At 51.4% G+C, this 24,831-nt stretch carries 22 protein-coding genes and 1 pseudogene; 9 read left to right on the top strand and 14 right to left on the bottom strand.

The annotated features are described in order from the left end of the window. Positions 1-14 precede the first annotated feature (14 nt). The 12 genes from QET40_RS07435 to QET40_RS07490 form a co-directional block, all read right to left on the bottom strand. Positions 15-569, bottom strand: a complete 555-nt coding sequence (locus QET40_RS07435; RefSeq protein ID WP_280126537.1) for a GNAT family N-acetyltransferase — start codon at positions 567-569, stop codon at positions 15-17. Next, a complete protein-coding gene (gene uvrA / locus QET40_RS07440) occupies positions 566-3,157 on the bottom strand; it encodes an excinuclease ABC subunit UvrA (protein ID WP_280126538.1) in 2,592 nt (863 codons plus the stop codon). Before uvrA ends, QET40_RS07435 begins: the two co-directional genes overlap by 4 nt. After that, the gene (locus QET40_RS07445; protein ID WP_280126539.1) at positions 3,154-3,822 is read right to left on the bottom strand and encodes a polymer-forming cytoskeletal protein; all 669 of its coding nucleotides are present in this window, start codon (positions 3,820-3,822) and stop codon (positions 3,154-3,156) included. Before QET40_RS07445 ends, uvrA begins: the two co-directional genes overlap by 4 nt. A 118-nt stretch (positions 3,823-3,940) precedes the next feature. Beyond that, positions 3,941-4,540, bottom strand: coding sequence for a polymer-forming cytoskeletal protein (locus tag QET40_RS07450; protein WP_280126540.1), 600 nt, complete (start codon positions 4,538-4,540; stop codon positions 3,941-3,943). Positions 4,541-4,650: 110 nt separating this feature from the next. After that, entirely contained in the window at positions 4,651-5,658 is a 1,008-nt protein-coding gene (locus QET40_RS07455; protein WP_280126541.1) for a polyphosphate kinase 2 family protein, read from the bottom strand. Between the two features lie 83 nt (positions 5,659-5,741). Next, positions 5,742-6,143, bottom strand: a complete 402-nt coding sequence (locus QET40_RS07460; RefSeq protein ID WP_280126542.1) for a hypothetical protein — start codon at positions 6,141-6,143, stop codon at positions 5,742-5,744. 83 nt (positions 6,144-6,226) lie between these two features. After that, the gene (locus QET40_RS07465; protein ID WP_280126543.1) at positions 6,227-7,129 is read right to left on the bottom strand and encodes a PDZ domain-containing protein; all 903 of its coding nucleotides are present in this window, start codon (positions 7,127-7,129) and stop codon (positions 6,227-6,229) included. A 31-nt stretch (positions 7,130-7,160) separates the two neighbouring features. Further along, positions 7,161-7,610 carry a hypothetical protein gene (locus tag QET40_RS07470; RefSeq protein WP_280126544.1) on the bottom strand — a complete coding sequence of 150 codons (450 nt, stop codon included), beginning with the start codon at positions 7,608-7,610 and terminating at the stop codon, positions 7,161-7,163. A gap of 113 nt (positions 7,611-7,723) precedes the next feature. Then, positions 7,724-8,323 carry a sigma-70 family RNA polymerase sigma factor gene (locus tag QET40_RS07475; RefSeq protein ID WP_280126545.1) on the bottom strand — a complete coding sequence of 200 codons (600 nt, stop codon included), beginning with the start codon at positions 8,321-8,323 and terminating at the stop codon, positions 7,724-7,726. A 60-nt stretch (positions 8,324-8,383) separates the two neighbouring features. Continuing rightward, positions 8,384-10,303 (bottom strand): amidophosphoribosyltransferase, encoded by a 1,920-nt coding sequence (locus QET40_RS07480; protein ID WP_280132861.1) that lies wholly within the window; start codon positions 10,301-10,303, stop codon positions 8,384-8,386. 39 nt (positions 10,304-10,342) lie between these two features. Beyond that, positions 10,343-11,347, bottom strand: a complete 1,005-nt coding sequence (gene purM, locus QET40_RS07485; protein ID WP_280126547.1) for a phosphoribosylformylglycinamidine cyclo-ligase — start codon at positions 11,345-11,347, stop codon at positions 10,343-10,345. A gap of 218 nt (positions 11,348-11,565) precedes the next feature. Beyond that, positions 11,566-11,973, bottom strand: a complete 408-nt coding sequence (locus QET40_RS07490; RefSeq protein ID WP_280126548.1) for an OsmC family protein — start codon at positions 11,971-11,973, stop codon at positions 11,566-11,568. Between the two features lie 79 nt (positions 11,974-12,052). On the opposite strand from QET40_RS07490, the gene QET40_RS07495 reads away from it, so the two are divergent. From QET40_RS07495 to QET40_RS07535, 9 genes are all read left to right on the top strand, one after another. Further along, the gene (locus tag QET40_RS07495; protein WP_280126549.1) at positions 12,053-14,371 is read left to right on the top strand and encodes a thioredoxin family protein; all 2,319 of its coding nucleotides are present in this window, start codon (positions 12,053-12,055) and stop codon (positions 14,369-14,371) included. A 33-nt stretch (positions 14,372-14,404) separates the two neighbouring features. Continuing rightward, positions 14,405-15,292, top strand: coding sequence for a glycoside hydrolase family 16 protein (locus QET40_RS07500; protein WP_280126550.1), 888 nt, complete (start codon positions 14,405-14,407; stop codon positions 15,290-15,292). A gap of 126 nt (positions 15,293-15,418) precedes the next feature. Next, complete coding sequence (locus QET40_RS07505) at positions 15,419-18,304, top strand: beta-N-acetylglucosaminidase domain-containing protein (RefSeq protein ID WP_280126551.1); 2,886 nt, start codon at positions 15,419-15,421, stop codon at positions 18,302-18,304. Positions 18,305-18,580: 276 nt separating this feature from the next. Next, entirely contained in the window at positions 18,581-18,958 is a 378-nt protein-coding gene (gene rpsM, locus QET40_RS07510; RefSeq protein ID WP_280126552.1) for a 30S ribosomal protein S13, read from the top strand. 40 nt (positions 18,959-18,998) lie between these two features. Then, the gene (gene rpsK / locus QET40_RS07515) at positions 18,999-19,547 is read left to right on the top strand and encodes a 30S ribosomal protein S11 (protein ID WP_345783061.1); all 549 of its coding nucleotides are present in this window, start codon (positions 18,999-19,001) and stop codon (positions 19,545-19,547) included. A 50-nt stretch (positions 19,548-19,597) separates the two neighbouring features. Then, a complete protein-coding gene (gene rpsD / locus QET40_RS07520) occupies positions 19,598-20,209 on the top strand; it encodes a 30S ribosomal protein S4 (protein WP_280126553.1) in 612 nt (203 codons plus the stop codon). Between the two features lie 98 nt (positions 20,210-20,307). Beyond that, positions 20,308-21,054 (top strand): HAD family hydrolase, encoded by a 747-nt coding sequence (locus QET40_RS07525; RefSeq protein ID WP_280126554.1) that lies wholly within the window; start codon positions 20,308-20,310, stop codon positions 21,052-21,054. 186 nt (positions 21,055-21,240) lie between these two features. Continuing rightward, positions 21,241-22,113, top strand: a complete 873-nt coding sequence (locus tag QET40_RS07530) for a hypothetical protein (protein WP_280126555.1) — start codon at positions 21,241-21,243, stop codon at positions 22,111-22,113. 238 nt (positions 22,114-22,351) lie between these two features. Further along, positions 22,352-23,200 carry a hypothetical protein gene (locus QET40_RS07535; RefSeq protein WP_280126556.1) on the top strand — a complete coding sequence of 283 codons (849 nt, stop codon included), beginning with the start codon at positions 22,352-22,354 and terminating at the stop codon, positions 23,198-23,200. Between the two features lie 144 nt (positions 23,201-23,344). On the opposite strand, the pseudogene QET40_RS07540 reads toward QET40_RS07535, so the two are convergent. Together QET40_RS07540 and QET40_RS07545 are read right to left on the bottom strand one after the other, a co-directional pair. Then, positions 23,345-23,509: pseudogene (locus QET40_RS07540) on the bottom strand (IS481 family transposase); the annotation flags it as partial. Positions 23,510-23,591: 82 nt separating this feature from the next. Continuing rightward, on the bottom strand, positions 23,592-24,605 hold the full coding sequence (locus tag QET40_RS07545) for a DUF362 domain-containing protein (RefSeq protein WP_280126557.1): 1,014 nt from the start codon (positions 24,603-24,605) through the stop codon (positions 23,592-23,594). Positions 24,606-24,831: the final 226 nt, after the last annotated feature.

Consider the following 24,831-nt stretch of genomic DNA (forward strand, 5'->3'; position numbering starts at 1 on the left):
CTTGCGTTTCTGTTTCAGTTCTGCTTTGGGGAGGATTGGAGGCGGGGCATGACGGGAATGTGGTACTCAATGGCGTCGAGTTGTTTGCCGGTATCACTACGGATTTCGGAGCGGTCAGCCATGATACCTCCGCAGGATTCCGGGATGCGGCGGCTGGCGATGTTGCGTCTGTCTGCCTTATAGATGAAGTAATCGGGGTTGAGACAGGAAGCTGCAAAATCCATGATTCCCAGAATGGCCTCCTTCCCGAATTGGTGCCCATGTGCTTCTTGTTTCAGCCAGATGCCTAATTCCGGAGTCGGAGTGTGGTATTCGTGGAGGCCGGAGCAACCGAGGAATTCTCCGGTTTCCGTCAGGATGATGGCGAATTCGAGATCTGTACCGTTTTGTCTGGCCGTAATCGCGTTTTGGATGAATTCCCGGGTATCTCTGATATCACCTGTGGGCTGGGGGATCATGTAAGCAGTGATATCCAGAGTGAAAAAGCGGAAGATATCATCTTCGAAACGTTCCGTCAGAGGGACGAGTTGCAGACGTGCCGTAATGATGGTTGTCTCTGCAATATTCATGATGGGACGGAGGAATACGGAAATGTGGTGCGCGATAGGCGAGAACGCAGCCAAGGGGCAGTCGGGGAGATATTGCGGGTAGCAATTTCGATCGGAGTCCCCTGGTCGACGATAATACCTCCATTTTTCCCGGCGCCGGGCCCCATGTCAATCATCAGGTCGGCTGCGGCAAGCATGTCCAGATTGTGTTCAATACACAAAATGGTATGTCCCGCATTCCTTAGTTCGCCGAGTGCCTGGATGAGCATGGCCACTTCTTGGAAATGGAGACCGGTGGTAGGTTCGTCCAGAATGAACAGGCTGGGCGGAAGTCCTCCGGGATTATCGGGAATTTTGGCCAGTTCCGTAGCGATTTTAACGCGTTGCGCTTCTCCACCGGAAAGCGTGGAGGAGGGGCGGTCTAGCGTCATGTAACCGAGGCCTATACGCTGGAGGCTTTTGAGGATGGCCGCTGCTCTGGGGATGGGGGCGAAGATTTCCAGAGCTTCATCTACGCTGAGGGCAAGGAGTTGAGCAATGGATTTGCCTCTCCAGGTGACTTCCAAGGTTTCCCGGTTGTAGCGGCGGCCCTGGCAGGCGTCGCAGGGGACGATGACATTGCTGAGGAAGTGCATGTCCACTTCGATGAATCCTGTACCAAGGCACCGTTCACAGCGTCCGCCGCGTACATTGGTAGAAAAGCGCGAGGCGGTGTACCCTCGTTGGCGGGAAAGGGGAAGATGGGCAAATAGAGGTCTTAGGATGTTCAGAAAACCTGTGGCCGTAGCAGGAGTCGAGCGCGGAGATTGGCCGATGGGAGATTGGTCGATGAGGGCGAAACGGGAAAATGAGGATGCCCCTTCAAGGGAATCCCAAACGGGACCGGCGCCTTTGGGGTCGGCGTCTTTTAACGCCGGGATCAGGCAGTCCATGACAAGGGTAGATTTGCCGGATCCAGATGGGCCTGACAGGCAGGTAAGCGTTCCTCCGCGAAGGATGAGATCCACATTTTTCAGATTGTGGGCATGGGCACCTTTCAAGACAAGGCCGGAGGGGGATTCCCGGAGGGGGGCTGATGAAAAGGACGGCATTTGCCTGGAACCGGAGAGCCATGGGCCGGTGATGGACTGGGGGGCATCCATGATTTCCAAAGAGGTCCCCTGAAAGAGGACGGAACCGCCTAAAGGACCTGAACCGGGCCCCATATCTACCAGATAGTCCGCTTCACGAAGAAGCTGCTCGTCGTGCTCGATGACGAGGATAGTGTTGCCCATGTCCCGGAGGCGTTTGAGAGCCTTGATCAACCTGTCCGTATCTTCAGGATGCAAACCGATGGTCGGTTCATCCAGGATATAGAGAACTCCGGAGAGGCCTCCTCCCAGCTGGGAAGCTAGCCGGGCTCGTTGAAGTTCTCCTCCGGACAAGGTAGATGCCGGGCGAGAGAGAGACAAATAACCCAGGCCGAGAGAATTGAGGAATCCCGTCCTCTTTTCGATTTCGTTTTTGACCTGGCGGATGGCCGGTTCCATGAATCCGGGAATTTCCAGATGAGCCATACATGCGGCAAAGTCTTCAAGCGGCATGTCCAGGAGTTCCGGAAGGGATACTTCACTGCTGCCAGTGAGGAGGGTGACGGCGCGTGCAATGGGATTGAGACGGCTCCCCCGGCATTCCGGGCATTTGATGGTATGGCGTGCTTTTTTTCCGGAGGAATTGGCATTCACCGTGCCCATACCTTGGCAGGCAGGGCAGAAGCCTTGAGGGGAATTGAATGAGAAATGTTTGGGGGTGAGCTGGGGCAGGACGAAGCCCGTATCCGGATTGCGGTATCGGGTATAGAAGGATTCATGACGGGCAGGAGCGTCTTGTGGCTGAAGAACGGCACTGATTTCGTCCGGGTTGATACGGAATGCCGTTTGCATGGAGTCTGCCAGGCGTGAGGCGGATTCCTCGCCGCGTAGAATGATGCGGTCGATGACGATGGAGAGATGTTCCGGTGCGCTGTTGAGGGCTCCGGTCAGAATATCGTCGATGTCGCGGATTTCTCCGTCCCACATGACGCGCAGGAATCCCTGCCTGAGGAAGTCCCTCAGGGTATCCTTCACATCCGATTCTTCTCCGGACAGGAAACCGGAATGTACGGGGGACAGGAGGGTAAGGCGGGTTCCTGCCGGATTGGCCAGAAGAGCTTCGGCGATGGAATCTGACGTCATGCGGATAAGTTCGCGACCGGTATCCGGATCGTGGGGAATGCCGATTGCAGCGAATGCGACACGAAGATAGTCGATGATTTCCGTGATGTTACCCAAGAGAGAGCGCGGACCGTAAAGGCCGGGGGATTGTTCCAGACAGAGGGCAGGAGGGAGGCCGGTGATGGAATCCGCGTCTGGTTTGTCCGGCTGAGTCATGGATTGCCGGATTTTGGATGAAAGGCAGTCGAGGAAACGTCTTCTGGATTCGGCGAAGAGCGTATCAACGGCCAAGGTCGATTTTCCGGATCCGGACGGTCCGCACAGGACGATCAGGGAGTTGCGGGGCAGATCGATATCAATGTTTTTGAGATTGAACTGCTTGGCTCCGCGGATGGATATGGGGAGTTTGGCGTTCATGCGGGTACCGTTTTGGAGTACTGGCCGAAGTGGGAACCTCCTTCTTCAATGATAAGGTTGGGGCAGTTGACATCGCCGAGGATTTTGCCGGTTCGTGTGATGGTGATTTTTTCTTTACAGTTCAAGGTTCCATTGAAGACTCCGGCGATGGTAGCATTCTGAACCGAGACAGGCTGGACGAACGTAGCATTGACTTTGCGTTCAAGGATGAGTTCCCGGGCGCATAGCCTGCCTTGAATGTGTTGATCCTCCTTGATGGTACAGGTGCCGGAACAGGTGAAGTTGCCGGAGAGTTTGCCCATGAGGGTCAAGTGACGGGCTTCAATCGTGATTCCTTCCAGCCGGGTTCCTTCCCGGACGAGGACATCGCCGCGCGTGCGGGCTGTAGTTCGATAGGATCGGCTGTGAATGGCAATGTCATCCAGATTGATGTATGCGGAGCAGTGGTGGCATTTGGCGGAAAGGGCGGCTTCCGGAACGAGGGAAATTCGTCCGCATTCAAAACAGATGACGGGTTTTTGAGAGATATTTGCTTTGGGGGTATCCCCTATAGCGGAGAGGGTCTCCATAAAAGATGTCTTTGGCACCGTATCGGTCATGCTCCGCTTGCCGGAAGGAGCCTCCGTTTTTCTGGGAATAGGATGGAATGTCGATGAATGATTCATGCGGGCCGGTAAGGTTGGAGCCGAAGAAAACGGTACCCCTGCGCGCCGTGATGACGGAGGGGTACCATGAAGATATGGAAAGAGGAAAAATAACTCCGTTTTCCTGTCCGCAACCGGCTTATTCGCCAGAGACGAAGGATGAGGGAGGAATATCGTCTACGGTAAATTCGCTCTGTTTGACGGAGGAGATTTCAGGTTCTTGGGGAAGAGGAATGGAGGTGGAGGGAACGCCTACCGTGGAACGTCCGATGAAGATGGCTCCTGCTTCGACTGAGAGCTGGGCTGCCTTGATATCGCCGACGAGTTCTGCGGAGGCTTTTAGTTCCACTCTGTCGGTGACGGTGATATTACCGATGACTTTACCGTGGATTGTGACGGATTTGGTATTGATTTCCGCCTTGATTTCCGCGTTTTCTCCAATGGTTAGGATACCGTCGGAAAAGATTTTGCCTTCTACATAACCGTCGATCAGCAGATCGTCCACAAAACGCAGGGTACCGACAACTTCTACATCTGAGTTGAGTACGTTGCGAGTGATGGACTGGGGAGCCCGGGTCATGGGGCTTTGTGCGGTAAAGGAGGGTACTTCCGGTGCGGGAGCGGGAGCTTCATCATGGATGGAGTTCCATGCTGGAGAGGAGGGCTGCTGGTACGTATCGTGGGAATCCGTATCAGTAGGCGTGGAAGAAGGGGGAACCGTTTTAAATGACTTGAACATGATGGTCGGGTAGGGGGTAAAAGTTGCCGTTGGAGAATTCCGAAAGGAATCTAGAATAGATACGTTGCAAATGGAACATTTTTTATCGTATGCAATGAAAAAAAGGGAGATTATTTTTTCTTCTTCCCGGGACGTGAACTTTGTGTGGTGGATTTCTTTTTACCCTGCGACGGTTTTGTTGTTGTTTCTTCTTCTAAAGTCTTTTTATACAGTGGGTAGTTTTCTTTTTCACCAGCTGACGGATCGGGGTATTCAAGGCGAAGGGATGCGAGTTTTTCAACAATGGCGGTGAGGACAACGATACGTGCAAACCATTTGTTGTCGGCCGGGACAATATACCATGGGGCATTGCTGGACGAAGTGTGCGTGATCATGGATTCAAACGCTTTTTGGTAGTCGTCCCAGAAGACGCGTTCCCGGATGTCGGAAGGGGAGAATTTCCAGTTTTTTTCCGGGATGTCCAAGCGATCCAGAAAGCGTTTTTTCTGTTCTTCGGGCGAGATGTGGAGGAAAAATTTGATAATGTGCGTCTTGTTGCGGGAAAGATGTTCCTCCATGTGACGGATGGATTTGTAGCGATCCTTCCAGAATTTCCCATCAGCTTTGCCAGGGGAGAAGCCTTCTTCTTCCAGTAATTCAGGATGGACTTTGGTGACAAGTACTTCTTCGTAGTAGGAACGGTTGAATATTCCGATCATGCCGCGTTTGGGCAGGCATTGGGTCGTTCTCCACAGAAAATCGTGTGCCAGTTCGTCATGGGATGGCTGTTTGAAGGAATCTACTCGGCAACCTTGAGGGTTGACACCGCTCATGACATGTTTGATGGTACTGTCTTTACCGGCTGCATCCATGGCCTGGAGAACGATGAGCAGGGAATGGCGAGCGCTGGCATAGAATACTTCCTGAAGGGATCCCATGTAGCTGATTCCATTTTCCAACCTTTCCATGAGGGCCTTTTTCTGATTTTTCCGGAACGGGCCTGTATCTCCCGGATCGTAGGATGAAAGGCGGAAGCCATTTCCGTCCGTGATACGGAAGGGAGATATAAACTGGCTGCACATTCTGGCTATTTCCCGAGGGTGGGAATGAGGGGTAATCAAAGGTTTCCGGTTCTCCATGATGTTACGACACAATGAGGCTCTTCATTGTTCAAATGAAGAGCCTTGAGAAGAGAGATATGGAAATTTGTTTCGGATTGTGATTATTTGCGCTGGGCGTTTTTCCCTTCTTCGATCAATTTCCAGAACGTTTTGGATTCTTTTAAAATTTCATCTTCGTTGACGTTGCTTAGCTTGGAACGGAAGAGGAAATCCGAGAAACTGTTTTTATCCAAGACGCGGTGGACGACGACTTTACCATCCAGAATTTCGAAGTAAATGCGGTAATCTTTAGCTCTGAAACGGTACAATGATTTGCCATCGTGTTCGATTATTCCGAATGACGTGCCAGCCAGATTTTGGAGTGTCGATTCCGATACTTGGAATTCTCCGAGCAGATCCAGTTGTTCCAAGGTAGGGATTTGAGAGATTTCAGCGGCGCTTATCTCATTGAAGACGATTTGAAGCATGGCTTCTTTTGTAGTGGCAACGCCTACCGTGATCAAGCATGTATCGTTGGTAGCAATAGGAAAATATCCTGAATCGGAATGGATGAGCTCTTTTCCTTCCTGGAAAAACAGAACCGGGGTTACCGCTTTATTCTCTGGATATCGGGAACGATATTGTCGATCGTCAGTATTTTCGTCCCCCGGATAACTTTGATGCTAATCGGTTTGTCATCTCCAATGTAATGAATTGCATTGAGGAAATCCTTGTATTTGTTGATGGACTTGCCGTTGAAAGAGATGATGATGTCGCCGGGACGTACGCCGGCTTTGTCCATCGGCCCACCGGGAGTGACTTGCACGACTTCAGGAGTACAGCAGTTGACATCCATTTGGCAACCGAGCCGAATTCTATCCGCTGCTGGGTGCTGCGCGAAAAAGGATACGAATTGGGCCGGGAGAAGATAATAGCTTCCTGTGTCGTGCGACAGGCTGGTCATGACAAATCCAACAAAAGTTCCCTGCGGCGTGAAACAAGCTTGTCCGCGGTCTGGGCGTATCTGGCCTGTGGGAAACTGAACACGGCAAAGCGGAATGATAAAACTGATGCCGGAATGGTAATGTTCCTCCCCGATATAAACTCCGTCGATTTCATTCCCTTCTTTGTCATAAAAAACCACTGCATCACCCCGTTTCAGATCGGAAGAGGAGGTTGTTTTGACGATCTGATCTCCGGGAGGAGGGGATGAGAGCCTGAACAAGGTCAGGCCCAATCTGCTTCTGTTGGACAGGAGATCACATGGGATGGTTTCTTCCTGTCGGTCTTGAGGTGAAATCGAAAACTCACATGCCATTTGCAACGCAAGGTCTTCCTTACGGGAGATCAGAGCCGCTGCAATGTCTTTCTGGATGAGAACGACATTGGTGGATATAACCGAAGGTTGCTCATGCTCGCCGGTACACGTTAAGCGGAAGGATCTATTCGTTGCGAAGGCGACTGATTGAGCGCATAGTAATCCCAATGCAATGGTGAAAATATGTCTCATGTCACCGGATGGGGTAGTAAGTTGGCCGGAATTAGAAATCAGCCAGTTGCCTGGTTATCGGGAGGACCTTTTCTTTTTGTTCCGTATCCTGGAGATCTCTCTGATTGGATGGAACGTTTTCAATGATCAGCGTTGGCTGTTCAAGGCTCACAGGGGTACTGGCTCCTCTATCGCCCGGACCGTAAATTGCAGGGCCGGGATCGCCTTCCGAGGAGAAGACAATGGCACAGGCAATGAGCGCCGTACAAGTTCCCATGGCACCATAAGCCCATTTCCAACCATTGAAGTTCTGAAAATATGCGTGAATATGTTCTTTGAAAAGGGCGAAGGACGATTGACGAACGATTTCGGAAGAACTACGTTTCTGAAAGTCATTCAGGAAACGATCTTCGAAATCGTCCGGATATGGGACTTCCGCTCGGAGTGTTGCCAGCATCTTGACAAGCTGATCCTCACGGGAAATATTTGCTTTTTGATCCATGTCGGGAATTTTGTTGAATTATTGTTGGATAGATACCAAAGGGGACGGAATGCATCACAACTGGATAAGTTGACAGTTTCCAAGCCCGTCGTGTTCAAAAAAGATATATTTTTTTATTCGAGATATTCAGATAAAATCCCTTGGAGTTGTTTATGGGCGTAATGAAGGCGGGAACGCATGGTTCCTTCGGAGATGCCAAGCATGACACTGATTTCGGAATGGCTCAGTCCCCGGACATCGTGGAGGACGACGATTTCACGGTGTTTATCGGACAGTTTAAGAAGGGCTTCACGGATTTTATCCTTCAATTCGGTCATTTGAAGTACTTTCTCCGGATCGGAGCCGTTGGAGTCGTCCGCCATGGACATGTCCTTCTCTTCGTGGGAACCGTACTCATCGTCATCCAGACTGTACATGGCACGTTTGTTCCTTTTTTTCAGGAAATTCCTCGCATGGTTCAATGCGATGGAATGCAACCATGTGTAGAAGGCGCTTTGTCCGTTGAAGTAGCGGAGGGAACGATAGGCCTTGGCAAAAGCTTCCTGGGCAATATCGTAGGCATCGTCGTAACTGTCCGTCATCTGATAGAGGACGGAGTGCAGCTTGCGGCTGTGTCTTTTGACCAGTTCGTCATAAGCACGGGACTCGCCATTTTTGGCAAGTTCGACGAGCTGGACATCGTCCATATCCTTTATGGAGCAAGAACTGTTCATAGGTAATATAATTGTCCGGAGAATATGCATGAAAGATTGCTGTAAGGGCAATCTTTCTTTTTAAAGAGGTAGGTCATACGCACGACCATCCTCGCCCAGGAACCACTTGATGTAGGCTACGTTGACGGTCGTATAGCCGCCCGGAGTCGGATAGTCTCCGGAGAAATACCAGTCGCCGCAGGGGCCTTCGATGCTCTTGTGGAGGTCTTCGATTGTCTGGAAAATGACTTCAATGGGACATTGGGCATCGTGCGGGGTAACCAGACGGGTTATTTCTTCAGTGATTTCCTGTTCGGTGAACGGAGCGTAGATGGCTTTGACGCAGTTGCGCCGTTCTTCTTTGGGCTTGGTGAGTTCTTCTTTACAGGCTTGGTAGACCTCATCCAGAAGGATGCCCATGTTGCGTTGTTTGATGAGGGAAATGGCAGCTTGGAAGGCAATAAATTTGCCGAGTTCCGACATGTCAATGCCATAGCAATCCGGGTAGCGGACTTGAGGGGCTGTCGAGGCAATGACGATCTTGCGGGGCTTGGTACGGCCCAGAATGCGTAGAATGGATTTGCGGAGGGTCGTACCGCGGACGATGGAATCGTCGAGGGCGACGAGGACGTCATCCGGTCCGACGGCGCCGTAGGTCAGATCGTAAACGTGGGAAACAAGTTGGGCGCGACCTTTTTCCTGTGTGATGAAGGTGCGCATCTTAATGTCCTTGTGCGCGATTTTTTCACCACGCGGCCAGCGTTTGAGGATGGCCGTGTCCAGAAGTTCTTCCGTGATTGTACCGTTGTTGAATGAATCGAGCAGGATTTTGTGTACTCGTTTACGGCGGTAGAGTCTCAACCCTTCCAGAAGGCCGTAGTAGGCTGTTTCCGCCGTATTGGGGATGTAGGTAATGGCGGCTTTGTCGAAATGGTCTTCAAGGGATTCGACGACGCGTGTAGTCAGCGCTGCACCCATGGCTTTGCGTTCCCGATAGATAATAGGATCGTTGCCGCGTGAGAAGTAGATTTTTTCGAAGGAACAAGGAGTCGGTTCCAGAGGCGTTGTATAGGGAGAGATCGCATACCTGCCGTCGGACTCAATGGTGAGGACGTGTGCAGGGGGAAGTTCCTGGACTTGTTCGTTTTCTACTTCGAAAACGGTCATGAGAGGGACACGTTCCGATGCGACGGCGATGTATTCGTCCGTAATGAGATAGTGGCAGGGACGTATGCCGTGAGGATCGCGCAGGCAGAAGAAGTCGCCGTTGCCGATGGCTCCGAGAATGGTGAAACCGCCGTCCCAGGCTTCTGCGGAGGAACGGATAATCTGGGGGATGTTCAGGTATTCGGAGATCAGTTTGGGAATTTCCGGGCCGGGGATGCCTTCTTCCCGGTACTTGCGGTAGAGTTCGTTGTGGGCTTCGTCGAGATGGTAGCCGATTTCTTCAAGAACAGTTTGGGTATCCGTGCCGAAGACGGGATGCTGTCCACGGGCGATGAGACGCTGGTTGAGCTCTCCGGCGTTGGTCATGTTGAAGTTACCTAGTACCATGAGCGTGCGTGTCGTCCAGTTGGTGCGGCGCAGGTAGGGATGGCAGGAACCTTCGTCGAATACGCCGGAGGTGCCGTAGCGCAGATGCCCCATGAGGATTTCACCTCCGTAGTCGAATTCACGTTTGACTGCCTCGGCATCGGTCAGGTCGAGCTGTCCCTTGCGTGATTTTTTGTTGAGCTTTTTAATCTGCCCGTTGAAGATATTGGGCAGGGCGTCTTTGCTGGCATCACGGGTACGGAACAGGTAAGGCTGGCCGAGGGGCATGTTCAGTTTGACGCAACCGACACCGGCTCCGTCCTGTCCGCGGTTGTATTGCTTCTCCATGAGGAGGAACAACTTGTTGAAGCCCCAGAGGCAGGAACCGTACTTGTCTTGGAAATAAGAGAGAGGTTTAAGGAGGCGGATTGCGGCGATGCCGCATTCGTGTTTCAAGAAGTCGCTCATCGAAGTAAATACCTTGAGGTCTTATTGAGAGGAACGTTTTTACTTGTTGTCGGCAACTTTGACGGTGATGCCGGCTCCTTCCCTGAGGGTCCCGATGACTGTGCCGCCCGGACCTGCCGAGAGCGCTGCTTCCACGTCTCCGGGGCTGACGATGGCGATCCAGCCGATACCCATGTTAAAGGTATTGAATCGGTCGTTGTCATCAACGAATTGGAGGATTTTTTGAACGGGGGCGTTGTCCCAGTAGGGAATCGTCAGGTCGGCACCGAAATCGCCGAGGAAACGTTCCAGATTTTCCGGCAGTCCGCCACCGGTGATGTGCGCATAGGCTTTGGGGGTGATGCCAAGTTTGCGCATGTCGGCGACAACGTCATGGTAGAGGCGAGTCGGCGCGAGCATGGCGCGGAGTTCTTCTTCGTTGACGACGTCGGGATTGCTTTCGAGAACGCGGCGGACGAGACTCCAACCGTTGGCATGGAAACCGTCCGATTTGTAGCCGACAAAGACATCGCCGGGTTGGACGGTCGTCGGATCGATCATCTGGCTTTTTTCGCAGCATCCGATGCAGAAACCGGAGAGTTCTACGATGTCTTCCGGAACAACTCCGGGCATTTCGGCTGTTTCTCCGCCAGCGAGGATGCAGTTACAGGATTCGAGGTAATCGCACATTCCGGCAACGAGGCGGGTGATGCGGGTGCGTTCCTTTTCTACATTGGAGATGCCGAGATAGTCGAGGAAGAGCAGAGGATCGCCTCCGGTCGTCAGGATGTCGTTGACGTTCATGGCAACGAGGTCTTTGCCTGCCGTTTCGGGCATGTCCATTTCGAAGAGAATTTCCGTTTTGGTACCTACGCCATCGCATCCGGTTACGATTACCGGTTCCTTGTAGGAACTCAGATCGTAGGCAGCGGCAAACAGGCCGAAAGCCTGGTGCAATTTGCGGTGTTTTTGAGTACGCTTAACGTGTGCACTGATGGCGGATACGAATGAGGCGGCTTCTTTCGTATCCACTCCCGATTGCTTGTAGGTCAATTTACCGGACATGTGAAGAGGACTGTGTGAAACTATCCTAGACTTTGGCTTGCCTCTAGGCGAGTCCAAAAACATATTTCTGTGTCCATGAATGGCGTGGGCGGCTTTTTCCTCTTTATCGGCAGAGGTTTTTTCGTTCGGGCATCCATGGAAACAATGGAAAAAACAGAACCGTTTCCCTCGGAAAAGGAGGGGAAACGGCTCTGGATGATAAAATCGCGGCTATGATATCAACCGATCCAGTTCCAGGTGATCGGGATGTCGATGTCGGGATGAAGGCTCTTTTTGACCGGACAGGTCAGAGCGGCGTTTTCCAAGGCACTGCGATCAGGATGGTCGGGTGGCAGCGGTACGGTGATGGTGACTTCCAGTTTACCGATGCGACGGGGATCGGCATTCATGTGTTTGCCTACTTCTACCGTCATGCCTTCAATCGGAAGTCCTTTTCTTTCGGCGACGATACCCATGATGGTACTCATACAACCGGCAAGGGCGGCTCCGACGAGATCAGTTGGGGAGAAGCTTTCTCCCTTGCCATGATTGTCGAGGGGGGCATCCGTGTAAACCTGTGCTCCGGAAGGTTCGTGAACCGCAGAACACCGAAGGTTGCCTTCATAGCGTGTAATTGTTTTGACCATGTCACTATTCTATACCCTCCGCGGGCTTGTGCAACTCTCAAAAGATTGTCAAAGGTGGTAATTCTGCTAAAAACGGTTCATGAAATTGTTTTTTAAAAAATGGATCGTTTTGTTAACGCTCCTATGTTGCGGATACAGCGGCGCTGACGGTGCCGGACTTGGCGCCGGGTTGCCGGGAGGAATGAGCTTACCGGGCATGGAGGGAATGCAGGATGGGGGTGACTCCCCTATGGCTGGAGTGAAAATCGGAGCGACGGTAGAGTCTTACAGTGACAAACCTTTTGTCGTTGTCTCTGAAATCAAACTTGCCGATGCTTGGCACGCCTATTTTACAAATCCCGGGACGGTAGGTCTGCCCGTGGAGGCTGTGATGAAGCCTGTGCCGGGGTTCGATATTAAAGGGCCGTTCTGGGCTGTGCCCACTCGTTCTGCATCTGACTTGGGCGTGTTCTATGGTTATTCCTCTCCTCGTGCCGCTTTCGTTGTGACTCCGGGTGCCGATGCTCCGGACAAGGTGGATTTGTCTGTGGAGATGACATGGCAGGCCTGCCGCGACGGCCAATGTTTGTCGCCGGAATCAAAGGAATTGACTCTTTCTCTCAGCCGGGGCGATGGTCGTGAATCGTCCGATGCCTCTTCTCTGGTCAAAGGCATTGTCGGTCTTGAGCCTCCGGTTTGGGCTCGCGGACTGCAGGCGACCTGTTCCGTTGATGGTCAGAAGATTTTCCTGTGTGTGAAGTTAGCGGCAAATGTCACTCTTCCGGAGGGAAAACCTGTTTATTTCTTTTCTCTGACGGGAGAGATCATGCCGACGGCAGAGCAGGTATGGAAGAAAAATGCTGACGGCAGCTACACGTTGGAAATGGAGAGGAATATGAATAAAGATTCCCTCTATCCTAATTCCAATGAGGGTGAAGATGGGGCTCTTCTTCCGGTTTCCTCTCTCAAGGGGGTTTTGGCAATTGATGGTGAAGGAGTCTTGGTTGATGCGCCCTCTGTTTCAAATGCTCGGGGGGAGGCAATTGCGGAACAACAGATTCCTGCTTCCGGGAATTCTGCTGTATCTCCGATTGCAGCCAATGCCCGGGGGATTGCCGCTCCTGCCGGGGAAGATGATCCCGGATTATTGGTAATCTGCGGTTTGCTCTTCCTGGGAGGTTTGATTTTGAATCTGATGCCGTGTGTTTTCCCCGTATTGGGCTTGAAGGTGCTTAGCTTTGTCCAATTGGGTGGGGGAGAACGCCGCAAAGTGTTTACCCATGCCATGGCGTTTGTCGTTGGCGTGGTAGCGTCGTTCTGGGCAATTACATTGCTTCTCATTGTATTGAAATCCGGGCTGGAGGGAACCGGACAAACGATTAACTGGGCATTCTGGATGGAAGAGCCGTGGGTGATTTATTCCCTGATGCTGTTGATGCTGATTTTGGGCATGAGCATGTTCGGTATCTTTGAAATCGGAGTTGGGGCGACAGCTGTCGGCAATGACTTGCAAAACCGCAAGGGCTACGCCGGTTCATTCTGGTCTGGAGTGCTGGCGACCGTCGTGGCGACTCCGTGCAGCGCACCGTTCCTCGGGACAGCCATTGCTCCGGCTTTGGCATTGCCTTCTCTAGGCATGTGGCTGGCCTTTACCTGCATGGGGCTTGGGATGGCTTTCCCCTATGTGATTCTTGGCGCGTTCCCCGGGTTGGTGAAATATTTGCCGAAACCCGGTGCCTGGATGGAGTCCTTCAAGCAGGGGTTGTCCTTTTTCCTTTTTGCTGCCGCTGCCTGGCTGTTGTGGACGTATATGGGCTTTTTCACGGATTCCAGTCTGTTGTTGAATGCCATGATCGGACTTGTTGCTTTCTGTACTTCCGGCTGGATCTATGGAAGATGGTGTCCGATGTACAAGAGTAAGCGGACGCGTCTGATTGGCGGAGCGGTCGCCATCATCGTTGCTGCAACCGGCATTTGGTTCTCTATGCCGATTCATCAGGATGATGCCTCTCCGGCTGATGTGCCTGCGGTGAATGTGAATACCTCGGAATGGGGAACATGGTCTCCGGAAGCCGTTCAAGAAGCCTTAAATGCAGGACATCCGGTTTTTGTCGACTTTACCGCACGCTGGTGTTTGACGTGTCAGGTTAATAAAAAAATGGCCTATACGGAGGATGTCAAAAAGATGATGGCGGAATATGGCATTGTGCTGCTCCGTGCGGATAAAACCAGACCGAATCCGAACATTGACAGTGCATTGAAGGAATTAAACCGCTCCAGTGTTCCCGTCAATGTCCTGTACGTACCGGGTCAGCCCAAGCCCTTCATTACATCGGAAATTCTTACGTCCGGCTATTTGACGGACTTCTTCAAAGAACATCTAGGCTCTCCCGAGCAGTGGAGCAGTAGAGACAAATAAAAATCAATTTGAGGAACCCTCGAAAATCCTTCCATGAAAGCTTCCGGAATTATTCTTTGTCTTTTTACTGTTGCCGTTTTCGGAACATTTTCGGATGCAGCTCCTCCTCGAAAGTTGCCTGGAGGATGGACTCTCATCTGGAATGATGAATTTAATGGCAATAGTCTGGATACTACGAAATGGAAACCGGAATTGGGAGTGATCCGCAATGCCGGTTCCCAGCAAACCTACACGGGGCGGCGTGAAAATATCCGGGTGGAAAAGGGGTATCTGGTGCTCGAAACACGGTTCGAGCGCTTTAAGAATATCCATTTCAATCCCTCGGGGAAAGGTTGGATCCAGCAAACGGAATACATGCCTTATACCTCCGGTTCAGTGACGACCAAGGACACCCGGCTGTTCCATTACGGCAGGTTGGAAGTGCGGGCCAAACTCCCCAAAGCCAAGGGGATTTGGCCTGCTATCTGGCTTTTGGGAAAGAACCAATGGTCGTGGCCGGCCAATGGTGAGATCGACATGATGGAAAATATTTCCCAAGAGCCGAATACTGTCTATTCGACCTTCCATATGAGCCGTGACGGGGTTTCACTTCAAGACGTATCCAAAGGCGGAACGGTCAAAATCCCCCACTTGCCGGATGATTTCCACCTCTATGTGATGGAATGGACACCGGATGCCATCCGTCTGATGGTGGATGACAAGTTGGTAAAATCCATCGACTTGGGACAGACTGAATACCCGGGAGGCGCCGGCAATCCCTTCAGGACTCCCTTCTACTTGATTCTCAATTCTGCAGTCGGAGGGGAATGGTGTGAAAAAGCTCCTGGAGACGGTGCGGGATATCCTGTCAAATTTCTCGTTGATTATGTCCGCTTCTATCAGACGAAAGAGCTTTACGAAGCAGAAAAAAATGCGAAGTAGCCCCGGAAGGCTGGAAGCTCGTTGTGCTTCATTATAAACGTACGCCGGGAAAAGGCGTGAGAAGAAGAGATGTGCTGAGATGTTTTCGTCTTGATACCCTGAGAGACGTTCGGATACACTAGTAGCATGCGTGTACTCCATCTCCCTGCTTTTCTCATGGCGTTATCCGTATCGCTTCCTGCGATGTCCGTTTCTGGACCCGATGTCTATCCCACTCCGCAAAAGGCCGGATTTACGGGCCAGTTTGTGAAGGCGGCTAAGGTCCAGATCGTTCATGGGAAAAAAACGCCGAATGCTCCTCAATTAAAGGATGTCCCAAAAATCCAGGGGGCTTATCGACTGACTGTTAAACCGGGATTGGTTACTGTTGCCGCGCACGATGATTTAGGAATTTTTTATGCCAAACAGACGCTGTCTCAGTTGCTGAAGGGAATTGAAAAAGGGAAATATGCTCAGAATGATCCTTTTGCCGGTAAAGAGTTGAACGATATCGCAGCTCTTGGGGAATTGGCCGAATGCGATATCATCGACTGGCCCGACGTCCTGAACCGTGGTACTGTGGAAGGGTTTTACGGCATGTACTGGAGCCATGAGGCCAGAAAGAAGCAACTTGAGTTTTACGGGCGGAACAAGATGAATACCTACATCTATGCTCCCAAGGACGATCAATACCATTCCCACCACTGGCGCCAACCTTATCCTGCCAAGGAAGCCGCCGAAATCAGAGAACTTGTCGAGACCGCCAAACGGAACCATGTCAATTTCGTGTGGGCTCTCCATCCCGGATTCAGTATCAAATGGACGGATGAAGACAGGAAGAATGTGTTGCAGAAATTGGAATGGATGTATGATCTGGGAGTTCGTTCGTTCGGTCTTTTCTTTGACGATGTAGGAGGGGAAGCTGCCCGCATTGACAAGCAGGTTGAACTTGTCAGCCTTGTCTATAAGGATTTTATTAACAAAAAAGGTGATGTAGCCCCTCTGATCTTTTGTCCATCGGGTTACAACAGATCCTGGACAAATGCGAACAATTTGTCGGAGTTGGGGAAAATGGAACCTTCCGCTCAAATCATGTGGACCGGCAATTCAGTGGTTCACGATATTACGACAGAGGGCCAGGAGTGGGTAACTGGCCATCTCGGACGTCCCGTCTATATCTGGTGGAATTTTCCAGTGACGGATTATTGTCATGACAAGCTTCTCATGGGACGTGTCTATGGGCTGAGCCAGGATGATGGAATCGAGAAAACCATGAGCGGTTTTGTTTCCAACCCCATGGATAGACCGGAAGCATCCAAAATCGGGATTTTCGGCATCGGCAACTATGCGTGGAATGTTAAAGGCTACGATTCGGACAAGACGTGGAAGGATAGTATTAAACGTCTCTATCCTCAGACGCATGAAGCCATACAGACCTTTGCCGACCACAATTCCGACATCGGCCCTTCGGGACATGGGATGCGGCGGGAGGAATCCGTCGATATTGCTCCGGCTGTGGCCAAACTCAAAGAAGATTTGAAATCCGGGAATAGGCAGGGCATGGTTCAGGGGGCTGTTTACGGCGAATATGAAAAGATTGCCAAGTCGGCCGATGTTCTGCTGAATTCCAAGGAGAACCCGGACTTGCTTCATGAGATCCAGCCCTGGGTGAAAGCGTTCAGGCAATTGGGAATAGCCGGAATGGGCGCGATTAACGCTCTGCAAAACGATTCTATCAACGATTTGGCAAAATCCGTTTCTGCTCTGGATGAAATGGGCAGAATTCCGGATGATTATAAGCAGGTGGCGGATGGGAAGTTTTTGCGAAAAGGCCTTTCCACAGGGGCTTTGGTGATGACTCCGCTGGCCCGGGAACTTGTCCAAATGGCAGCGGATGAACAATTCACGGCCTTGACGGGCAGAAAGCCGATGCATGGTATATTCTCCGTTTCCGGAGGTTCTGACGCTGACTCTGAACGCATGATGGATGGCAAATCCGAAACGTTCTGGCACTCGGGTTCCTACCAAAAGCCCGGAGACTGGTATTGCCTGGATTTTGGACAGAATGTTCCGGTCAAAAATGTTCTTCTGACGATGGGCAGGAATGATAAGGACTCGGACTTTGTTGCCAAGGGGCAGCTCGAAGCCAGCAGGGATATGAAAAAATGGGTGCCTCTGGGCAAGGAAACCACAGGCAGGCAGGTTTTTTGGCAGAGTACGGTTCCCGTCCAGGCCAGGGCTTTGCGTTATCGTGTTATCGAACCCAATTTTGTCAACCCCGACAAAAAGGGTAATACGGTTTGGACTGCTATCAGAGAGTTCGCCGTGAATTGTCCGCTGCCGGCTATGGCTTCTTCAACGGTCCCGGGCCTGTCATCACTCTCTGTTCAGGAAACCGATAAAATGATAGGAATCAATAAGGTTATGGAGGTCCATTCCATGAAGAAGGGAGATTCCATTACATTGGCTCTGCCGGAACCGGTTGATGCGACGTGGATGGAAGTGAATCTGGACAACGGCAATCTGCCCCAGTGGGCGGAAGTTAGCGTGGAAACCGTTTCGTCTGCATCTCCGGTCGTTTTGAAACTGGAACCATACCAGAACAAGGCTTTTGTGACCAAGGGACCGGGACTTCCCAAGGGGATCAAATCCCTTCAATTGAGGAATAAAGTATCTCAGACTCAAGATATCAAACTGAACATGTTCAAGTTCGATGTCCCTCCCCGTAATATGACCCACAACAAATCTGCCGTCATGGATGGCAATTTGACAACAGTCTATCGTGCGGACGTACCTTTTGACGTGACTGTGGAAAATACGGATTATCCTGCGGCGACCAAGGTCATTATTGTGGGGACGGCCACCTACAAATTCCAGGTACAGGCATCCAACGGCTCATGGAGCAAAACCATGGGCAGTGTCCCGAATCAGGCCGTTACTACTTTCACGGGCAAGGGCGGGATTAAGGCTGTCCGCCTGATTTCGACAAATCCCCAGCCGGGCCAATCCATCCATGAAGTAATTTTCAAATAATTCCGTGGAAGGCATGATCTTTGATCGAAGATTCGTGTTGTAACAGTATTTTGCCTCCCCTCCTCGTGAAATCAACTGGTTTGCGAGGGGGGAAAAAACTTTTTTCCGTGAGATCTTTCCGTAAATCGATTGTTGCATGGAAGTACCAATGACCCCGAAAAAATAGGGAAGGGCAGTTTTAGGCTTGTCATTGTACTGTGATTTGGTAACAATCTTTCTCCGACAAGTTTGCGCTTGGTGCGTAAACTTATTAACCGCAAGCAAAATTAGACCATCATGGCACGCCTTTTCGGTACAGAAATACCTAATGAAAAGCGCATCGAAGCAGCCTTGCCGTACATTTACGGTATTGGCCGCCAGACCGCTAAGAAGATCCTGGAACAAGCAGGAATCGACCCCGACATTCGTACGGGACAGCTCACGGATGAACAACTTACCAAAATTGTTCAGGCCATCACGTCCACCGGCATCCTCATTGAAGGTGACCTTCGTCGTGACAAGCAGGCTGACCTCAAGCGCCTTACCTCCATTAACTGCTACCGTGGCATTCGCCATCGTCGCGGCCTTCCCGTGCGCGGTCAGCGTACCAGCACGAATGCCCGTACTCGCAAGGGCAAGAAGAAGACCGTCGGTGCACAGGCCAAGAAGAAGTAAACCGCAGACATTATTATTTAATCACTAAAGTTTTCCTCCAATGGCTGAAGAAATCATCAATGACACTGCAGAACAGCCCGTGGCTCCCGTTGTAGCCGCAGAAACGGATGTTGCTGCTACTCCCGCACCGGCTCCCGCCGCCGAAGAAAAGAAACCTGAAGCCCGCCGCGATATTTTCGCAGAAATCGGATTGGGCGACTCTGCCGACCAGGTCAAAATCCTTAAGGCCAAGGGCAGCAAGAACATTTCCAGAGGGATCGTTCACGTTTCCTCCACCTTCAATAACACCGTTGTCAGCGTCACTGACGAACGCGGTAATGTGATCGGCTGGTCCTCTGCCGGCAAGATGGGCTTCAAAGGCTCCCGCAAGAGCACGGCTTACGCTGGTCAGGTTGTCTGCCAGGATGCCTGCCGCCAGGCGATGAGCCATGGCTTGCGCGAAGCTGAAGTCCGCGTTAAGGGACCCGGCTCCGGCCGTGAATCCGCCGTTCGTGCCGTCCAGACCCTTGGCATCGAAATCACTTCCATCAAGGATGTGACGCCGATTCCCCACAACGGTTGCCGTCCTCCCAAGGCTCGTCGCGTCTAATCCGGATACGTTGAGTACATTAGAATTTATCATACTTTAGATTACATATCATGGCTCGTTATACAGGACCCCGCGATAAAGTCTCCCGTCGTTTCGGCGTAGCTCTTTTTGGCTCCAGCAAGTCTCTCGAACGCCGCCCGTTCCCCCCGGGACAGCACGGCATGCGCGCTGGGCGCAAGAAGAAATCCGATTACGGAACGATGCTTGCTGAAAAGCAGAAGCTTCGTTTCCAGTACGGAGTACTTGAAGGACAGTTCCGCAAATACTACCAGGAAGCCTCCCGCCGTCGTGGCGTGACCGGCGATATCCTGCTTCAGCTTCTGGAACTCCGCTTGGACAACATCGTTTACCGCCTTGGTTTCAGCAATACTCGTGCCGGCGCTCGACAGATCGTCAGCCACGGTCACATCTTCGTGAATGGCCATCGCGTGAATGTTGCTTCCTACAATTGCCGCCCCGGAGACGTAATCAGCGTTTCTGCCAAGTCTTCCTCTCAGCAGCTCGTTACCCGTAATCTTGACCTTACGCAGATGATTGTGGTTCCCGACTGGCTTGAATGCGACAAGGACAAGTTGACCGGCAAGGTAGCGCGCGTTCCTTCCAAGGAAGAAATCGCACCTATCGTCAACGAACAGATGATCGTGGAATTCTATTCCCGTTAATCAGTTCAAAAACGATTTTTCAAGAGGCCGTCCCGTTCTGTGCGGGACGGTCTTTTCTATTTGTCTGGAGAAGCATCCTCCTGTAGCATAACAGCGGCATGGATGAAAATCGTATGGAAGGTCGCCGTCTGGCTCTGTTTGACATGGATGGAACATTGCTGGCTTGGGATACCCAGGTTTTGTTTGCCGGATATGTGTGCCGCCGGTTCCCTTGGAGGAGACTGTTGTTCCTGCCTTTCTTTTGTTGCCTGCCTCTGGCTGCGTTGCGTCTTTGGGGGGATGGCAGGATGAAACGGATATTCCTGGGATATCTGTGGAGGATGCCCCGAACCAAGCTGGAGGAATTAGCCATGGCGTTTGCCGATGAAGTAGCGGGGACTCTTATCTACCCGGAGATGAAAAAACGGTTGGATGCACACCGCATGCACGGAGACCTATGTATCATGGCGACCGCCTCTCCGGGATTTTATGCGGATGCCATCGCGGTGCGCCTGGGCTTTGACGATGTCCTCTCCACATCTATCGAGATTGGAGAACGAGTCCCCTTTTTCCCATCCATGCCGGGTGGCAACAACAAGGGAGAACGCAAGGTAGAGCGCCTCCGCGCCATGAAACTCCTCTCGGAAGATTGTGTGGATGAGGAAGATGTTTTTGCTTATTCCGATAGTTCCGCCGATTTGCCCATGTTGCTTGCTGCCAAGTGGAAAATTCTGGTCAATCCGTCTCCCCGTTTGTGTTCCCGGTTGGGCGGGGAAAGGGTGAAAGTGCTCGAATTTCCTCTTCCTTGGCGAGGAAAAGCAGAGAAAATGTGGAAATTTGCGGTGGAAATGTTTGGACTCCGATGATGTATATCTTTTTACAGTAAGATATTTATAGAAATATTTAGGTAAATTTTATTATTTACCTTTACAAATGTTACGATTTTGTCGTAAAAGACAATCAAGAGCTCGAATCGGTATCCTCCCCCTGGGGTGGAATGTTCTGATGGAGGCTTTTATCTGCAATAACCAACAACGAAACAAAAAACGATTATGCAAGCGAAACATGTTTTATCCGCAGCATTGGCGGTAGCAGCTCTGTCGAGCTCTGCCTTCGCAGGAACGAAATGCATTGAGCTTCCGAAAGCTCCAGTTGTTCCCGTTCCGGCTCCGGCGCCCCAGAAGATATTCAGCGGTGACTTGACAGTAGGGTATTCGTCCAATTACGACTTCCGAGGCTTGATCCTGAGGACGTCCGATGGAGAGAACATGACCCCGATCAAGCTTGATACTCGTACCCGCCTGACGGACAAAACCGACCTGACTGCCGGCTTGGGATACAAGGCTCTTTGGGACAAGGATATTCTGCAGGACAATGAATTCAACGTTAATTTGGGTGTAGAGACCAAATGCACCAAGGGACTGACGACACGTCTGGGATACGACCTTTACCAGGGTGGTTTCCCCGGCTTGGTTTCCAAGGGTTGGAAGGACAATCATTCCGTAACCCAGGAATTCATGGGAGGCTTCCAATACGATTTTGGTGCGGTTGGCGCCAAGGGAGTATTTGTTGGAGCCAATGCCCATTATTCCTTTAACGGTGTGACCGGATGGTGGTTTGACGTTACTGCCGGCTACAAGAAACAAATCTCGGAGAAACTGGCTGCTATCCTGTCCGGTACATGGTGGTCGACGGCCAGTTATTTCGATGCACAGATGCCGTGGATGGCCAATGGTTCCCAGTCCTTTGCCCTTAAACTGGAACTGCCCTATCAGCTCTGCAAGCATCTGACCTTCACCCCGTTTGTCAGTACGGTATGGCTTGGTAACGGTGCGATGAAGACCAAGGGATGGGACTATTATGGCTCCAATGTTTACCGTAATTTTACGTTGGTTGGAGGAGCCGGCCTTACCTACTCGTTCTAAATAGGAAACACATATTTTTACAGGCGCCCTTCTTGACCGAAGGGCGCCTTTTTTCGTAAGAGTACGAGAGGAAAATTGTGTAGATACTGTCACATTTTGGTTCTTGCTTTTGAACGAAACCGGAACGGGGTTGATCTAACCCGATAGCACTCCCTCATAATAAACGGTATGGAAGTGCTCTTCTCGGAGATTGCTCCATACCGTTTTAGATTAACAACAATACAAACCTGTAACGATTATGCAAAAGAAACATATCATCTCCGCCGCTCTTGCAGTAGCTTCCCTGACCAGCGTTGCTTTGGCCGGGACCGCTGCTCCTGTCGTGCCTCTTTCGGTACCACCGGCTCCCAAGGTGTTTAGTGGTGCTCTGAATGTTGGCTATTCCTCCAACTATGATTTCCGTGGACTTGTCCTTTCCACGTCTGATGGTGAGAACATGACTCCGATTTCCTTGGATACTCGTTACAAAGTGTCCAGAACAACCGATATTACCGCGGATTTCGGCTACAAAGCCATTTGGGACAAAGATATTGTTCAGGACAATGAATTCGACTTCAATCTCGGTGTCGAAAACAAACTGAACAACTATGTAACCGCTCGCCTCGGTTACGGCTTGTTCCAGGGAGGTCTCCCCGGTATCATTTCCCAAGCGGAAGGAAACCACTCCGTCAGTCAGGAATTCAATGGTGGATTCCGTTATGACATTAATGGCATCGGCCAGGACGGATGGTTTGTGGGTGCCAACGCGCACTATTCCTTCTCAGGAATGACGGGCTGGTGGTTCGATGCTTCCGTCGGTTACAAAAAACAACTGACTCAGCGTCTGTCCGGCATTATTTCCGGTACATATTGGTCCACAGCCAGCTATTTCGATGCCAAAACGCCTGGCATGTCCAACGGCTCGCAGTCCTATTCTCTGAATCTGCAATTGCCGTATTCCGTGACGAAGAATCTCACATTCAGTCCCTTCGTCAGTGCCATTTGGTCCGGCAACGGTGCTCGTAAAGACGGCTCGGAACTCTATGGATCCCGTGCGATCAAAGATTTTACCGTCGCCGCCGGAGCTATGTTGAGCTACTCGTTCTGAGAGCGTCCGGAAAGTCCGTAACAACAAGAGATAAAGTACAGAAGGGGCTGTCTCACTAAAAAGAGGCAGTCCCTTTGATTTTTGAAAAAAATCGTGAAAAATGAGAAAGACGGGTTCTCAAAAGTCCTCCCTCTTGTGAGACAATTCGATTCTGTCGGTTTTTTGCGATCTCTCAACCTTCCCGTTCAAATGAGGACTTCTTGGTTTGTTGGGGTGGAATTGGATATGCAATTCCATCAATTTTCTCTGGACGCTTTCTGCAAAGATCTCCAATCCCCCATCTGCATGCACGCGAATGGGGCGGGGAAGGGGAGGAATGGATGTTCTGGCTGAATGAACTGGCCGCCCGGAGATTCAACATGGTCGTATCATGCCCAAGCCGCATGCTCGGCTATTCGAGCATCACCAAATCGTAATTCCGGCTGCCAAGACCGATTTGTTCAGCGTAGTCCACGGTGTGACGACCATGTTTGCTTTCGATACGTTCGATGAGAGGCCTGTTGTCGTCTCCCTCGCTAGGGGTAACTGCAAAGACGAGATCAAGGCATGCCTGGTCAAGGGCGACCGGATCGGTTGAAGCTAAAATACCGATGTCTTTCATTTCGGGAGCGTGCGGGTGGGCATCGCAATCGCAGTCGACGGAAAGGTTGTTCACGACGTTGATATAGAGAATCTTCTCTCCGAAATAGTCTGCGACAGATTGGGCGGCTGCGGCCATGGATTCGAGGAAGGCGTCCTGCTCTCCGAGATTATCCCAGAGTTGAGAAACATCCGCTGTCTTGCCTGCGGAGTGAATGTAGGCCTTACCGTTGGCGGAAGCTACGCCGATTGACTGGTTTTTGAGCACTCCGCCGAAGCCCCCCATGGCATGTCCTTTGAAATGAGCCAGATTGATCATGAAATCATAATTCTTCAGATGCGATCCGACGAGGTTGTGTTTGATGTGTTTCATATCCCTGACCGGGAGTTTGATTTCTCCCTCGGCGTCCATGATATCGACCTGGGCTATGTCGAGGAATCCATGCTCCTTCGCCGCCTGCAGGTGGTCTTCAGTGCGGGAGCGTCTGCCGGCATAGGCTGTGTTGCATTCCACAATTGTACCATTGACATGGTGAACGAGATCCTTGATGAGGGCGGGTTGCAGGAAGTGATGGCCTCCGGGTTCACCCGTGCTGATTTTGACGGCGACGCGCCCTTGCGCCGGATGCTCCAGAGCCTTGTAGATAGCAATGAGAGAAGCGGGTGAGATTTTCTTCGTCATCCAGACTTTCGACGGTTCGTGGTCCGTTTTTACTTCCTTGCTATCCGCGGCGCAGGCAGGCAGCAGCATGCGATCCGCCGCCAGCAAGGCCAGTGTTGCGGTTGTGGATTTGATCCAGGATCTTCTCGTGATGTTTACTTTCATGATGATACTGTGTTTTTTTTGATGGAGGCACTCTTCAGGATAAGGCTGCCAGCTATGCCTATAGTTTCAAAATAGACCTTCTAGTTACTGTAAGGCAAGGGATATTATGCTCTTTGACTGGCCTACCGGGATAAACCCATCAAGGAGGATGCCATTTCCCCCTCAGTCGATTCTAAAGGGAAGGGGCTGCCTCTTTCGGATTTTGCAATCCTTCGTGAGGCAGCCC

This window comes from Akkermansia sp. N21169, from assembly GCF_029854675.1.
In the GTDB taxonomy this organism is placed as follows: domain Bacteria; phylum Verrucomicrobiota; class Verrucomicrobiia; order Verrucomicrobiales; family Akkermansiaceae; genus Akkermansia.

Bases quoted from the DNA above. Each gene is read 5' to 3' on its own strand.
- QET40_RS07495 (WP_280126549.1), top strand. From the start codon at position 12,053: ATGAAATTGTTTTTTAAAAAATGGATCGTTTTGTTAACGCTCCTATGT.
- QET40_RS07470 (WP_280126544.1), bottom strand. From the start codon at position 7,610: ATGGATCAAAAAGCAAATATTTCCCGTGAGGATCAGCTTGTCAAGATG.
- QET40_RS07480 (WP_280132861.1), bottom strand. From the start codon at position 10,303: ATGAGCGACTTCTTGAAACACGAATGCGGCATCGCCGCAATCCGCCTC.
- QET40_RS07445 (WP_280126539.1), bottom strand. From the start codon at position 3,822: ATGAATCATTCATCGACATTCCATCCTATTCCCAGAAAAACGGAGGCT.
- rpsM (WP_280126552.1), top strand. From the start codon at position 18,581: ATGGCACGCCTTTTCGGTACAGAAATACCTAATGAAAAGCGCATCGAA.
- QET40_RS07465 (WP_280126543.1), bottom strand. From the start codon at position 7,129: ATGAGACATATTTTCACCATTGCATTGGGATTACTATGCGCTCAATCA.
- QET40_RS07500 (WP_280126550.1), top strand. From the start codon at position 14,405: ATGAAAGCTTCCGGAATTATTCTTTGTCTTTTTACTGTTGCCGTTTTC.
- rpsD (WP_280126553.1), top strand. From the start codon at position 19,598: ATGGCTCGTTATACAGGACCCCGCGATAAAGTCTCCCGTCGTTTCGGC.
- QET40_RS07535 (WP_280126556.1), top strand. From the start codon at position 22,352: ATGCAAAAGAAACATATCATCTCCGCCGCTCTTGCAGTAGCTTCCCTG.
- QET40_RS07455 (WP_280126541.1), bottom strand. From the start codon at position 5,658: ATGGAGAACCGGAAACCTTTGATTACCCCTCATTCCCACCCTCGGGAA.
- QET40_RS07490 (WP_280126548.1), bottom strand. From the start codon at position 11,973: ATGGTCAAAACAATTACACGCTATGAAGGCAACCTTCGGTGTTCTGCG.
- QET40_RS07475 (WP_280126545.1), bottom strand. From the start codon at position 8,323: ATGAACAGTTCTTGCTCCATAAAGGATATGGACGATGTCCAGCTCGTC.
- QET40_RS07450 (WP_280126540.1), bottom strand. From the start codon at position 4,540: ATGTTCAAGTCATTTAAAACGGTTCCCCCTTCTTCCACGCCTACTGAT.
- QET40_RS07530 (WP_280126555.1), top strand. From the start codon at position 21,241: ATGCAAGCGAAACATGTTTTATCCGCAGCATTGGCGGTAGCAGCTCTG.
- uvrA (WP_280126538.1), bottom strand. From the start codon at position 3,157: ATGAACGCCAAACTCCCCATATCCATCCGCGGAGCCAAGCAGTTCAAT.
- purM (WP_280126547.1), bottom strand. From the start codon at position 11,347: ATGTCCGGTAAATTGACCTACAAGCAATCGGGAGTGGATACGAAAGAA.
- QET40_RS07545 (WP_280126557.1), bottom strand. From the start codon at position 24,605: ATGAAAGTAAACATCACGAGAAGATCCTGGATCAAATCCACAACCGCA.
- QET40_RS07435 (WP_280126537.1), bottom strand. From the start codon at position 569: ATGAATATTGCAGAGACAACCATCATTACGGCACGTCTGCAACTCGTC.
- rpsK (WP_345783061.1), top strand. From the start codon at position 18,999: ATGGCTGAAGAAATCATCAATGACACTGCAGAACAGCCCGTGGCTCCC.
- QET40_RS07505 (WP_280126551.1), top strand. From the start codon at position 15,419: ATGCGTGTACTCCATCTCCCTGCTTTTCTCATGGCGTTATCCGTATCG.
- QET40_RS07525 (WP_280126554.1), top strand. From the start codon at position 20,308: ATGGATGAAAATCGTATGGAAGGTCGCCGTCTGGCTCTGTTTGACATG.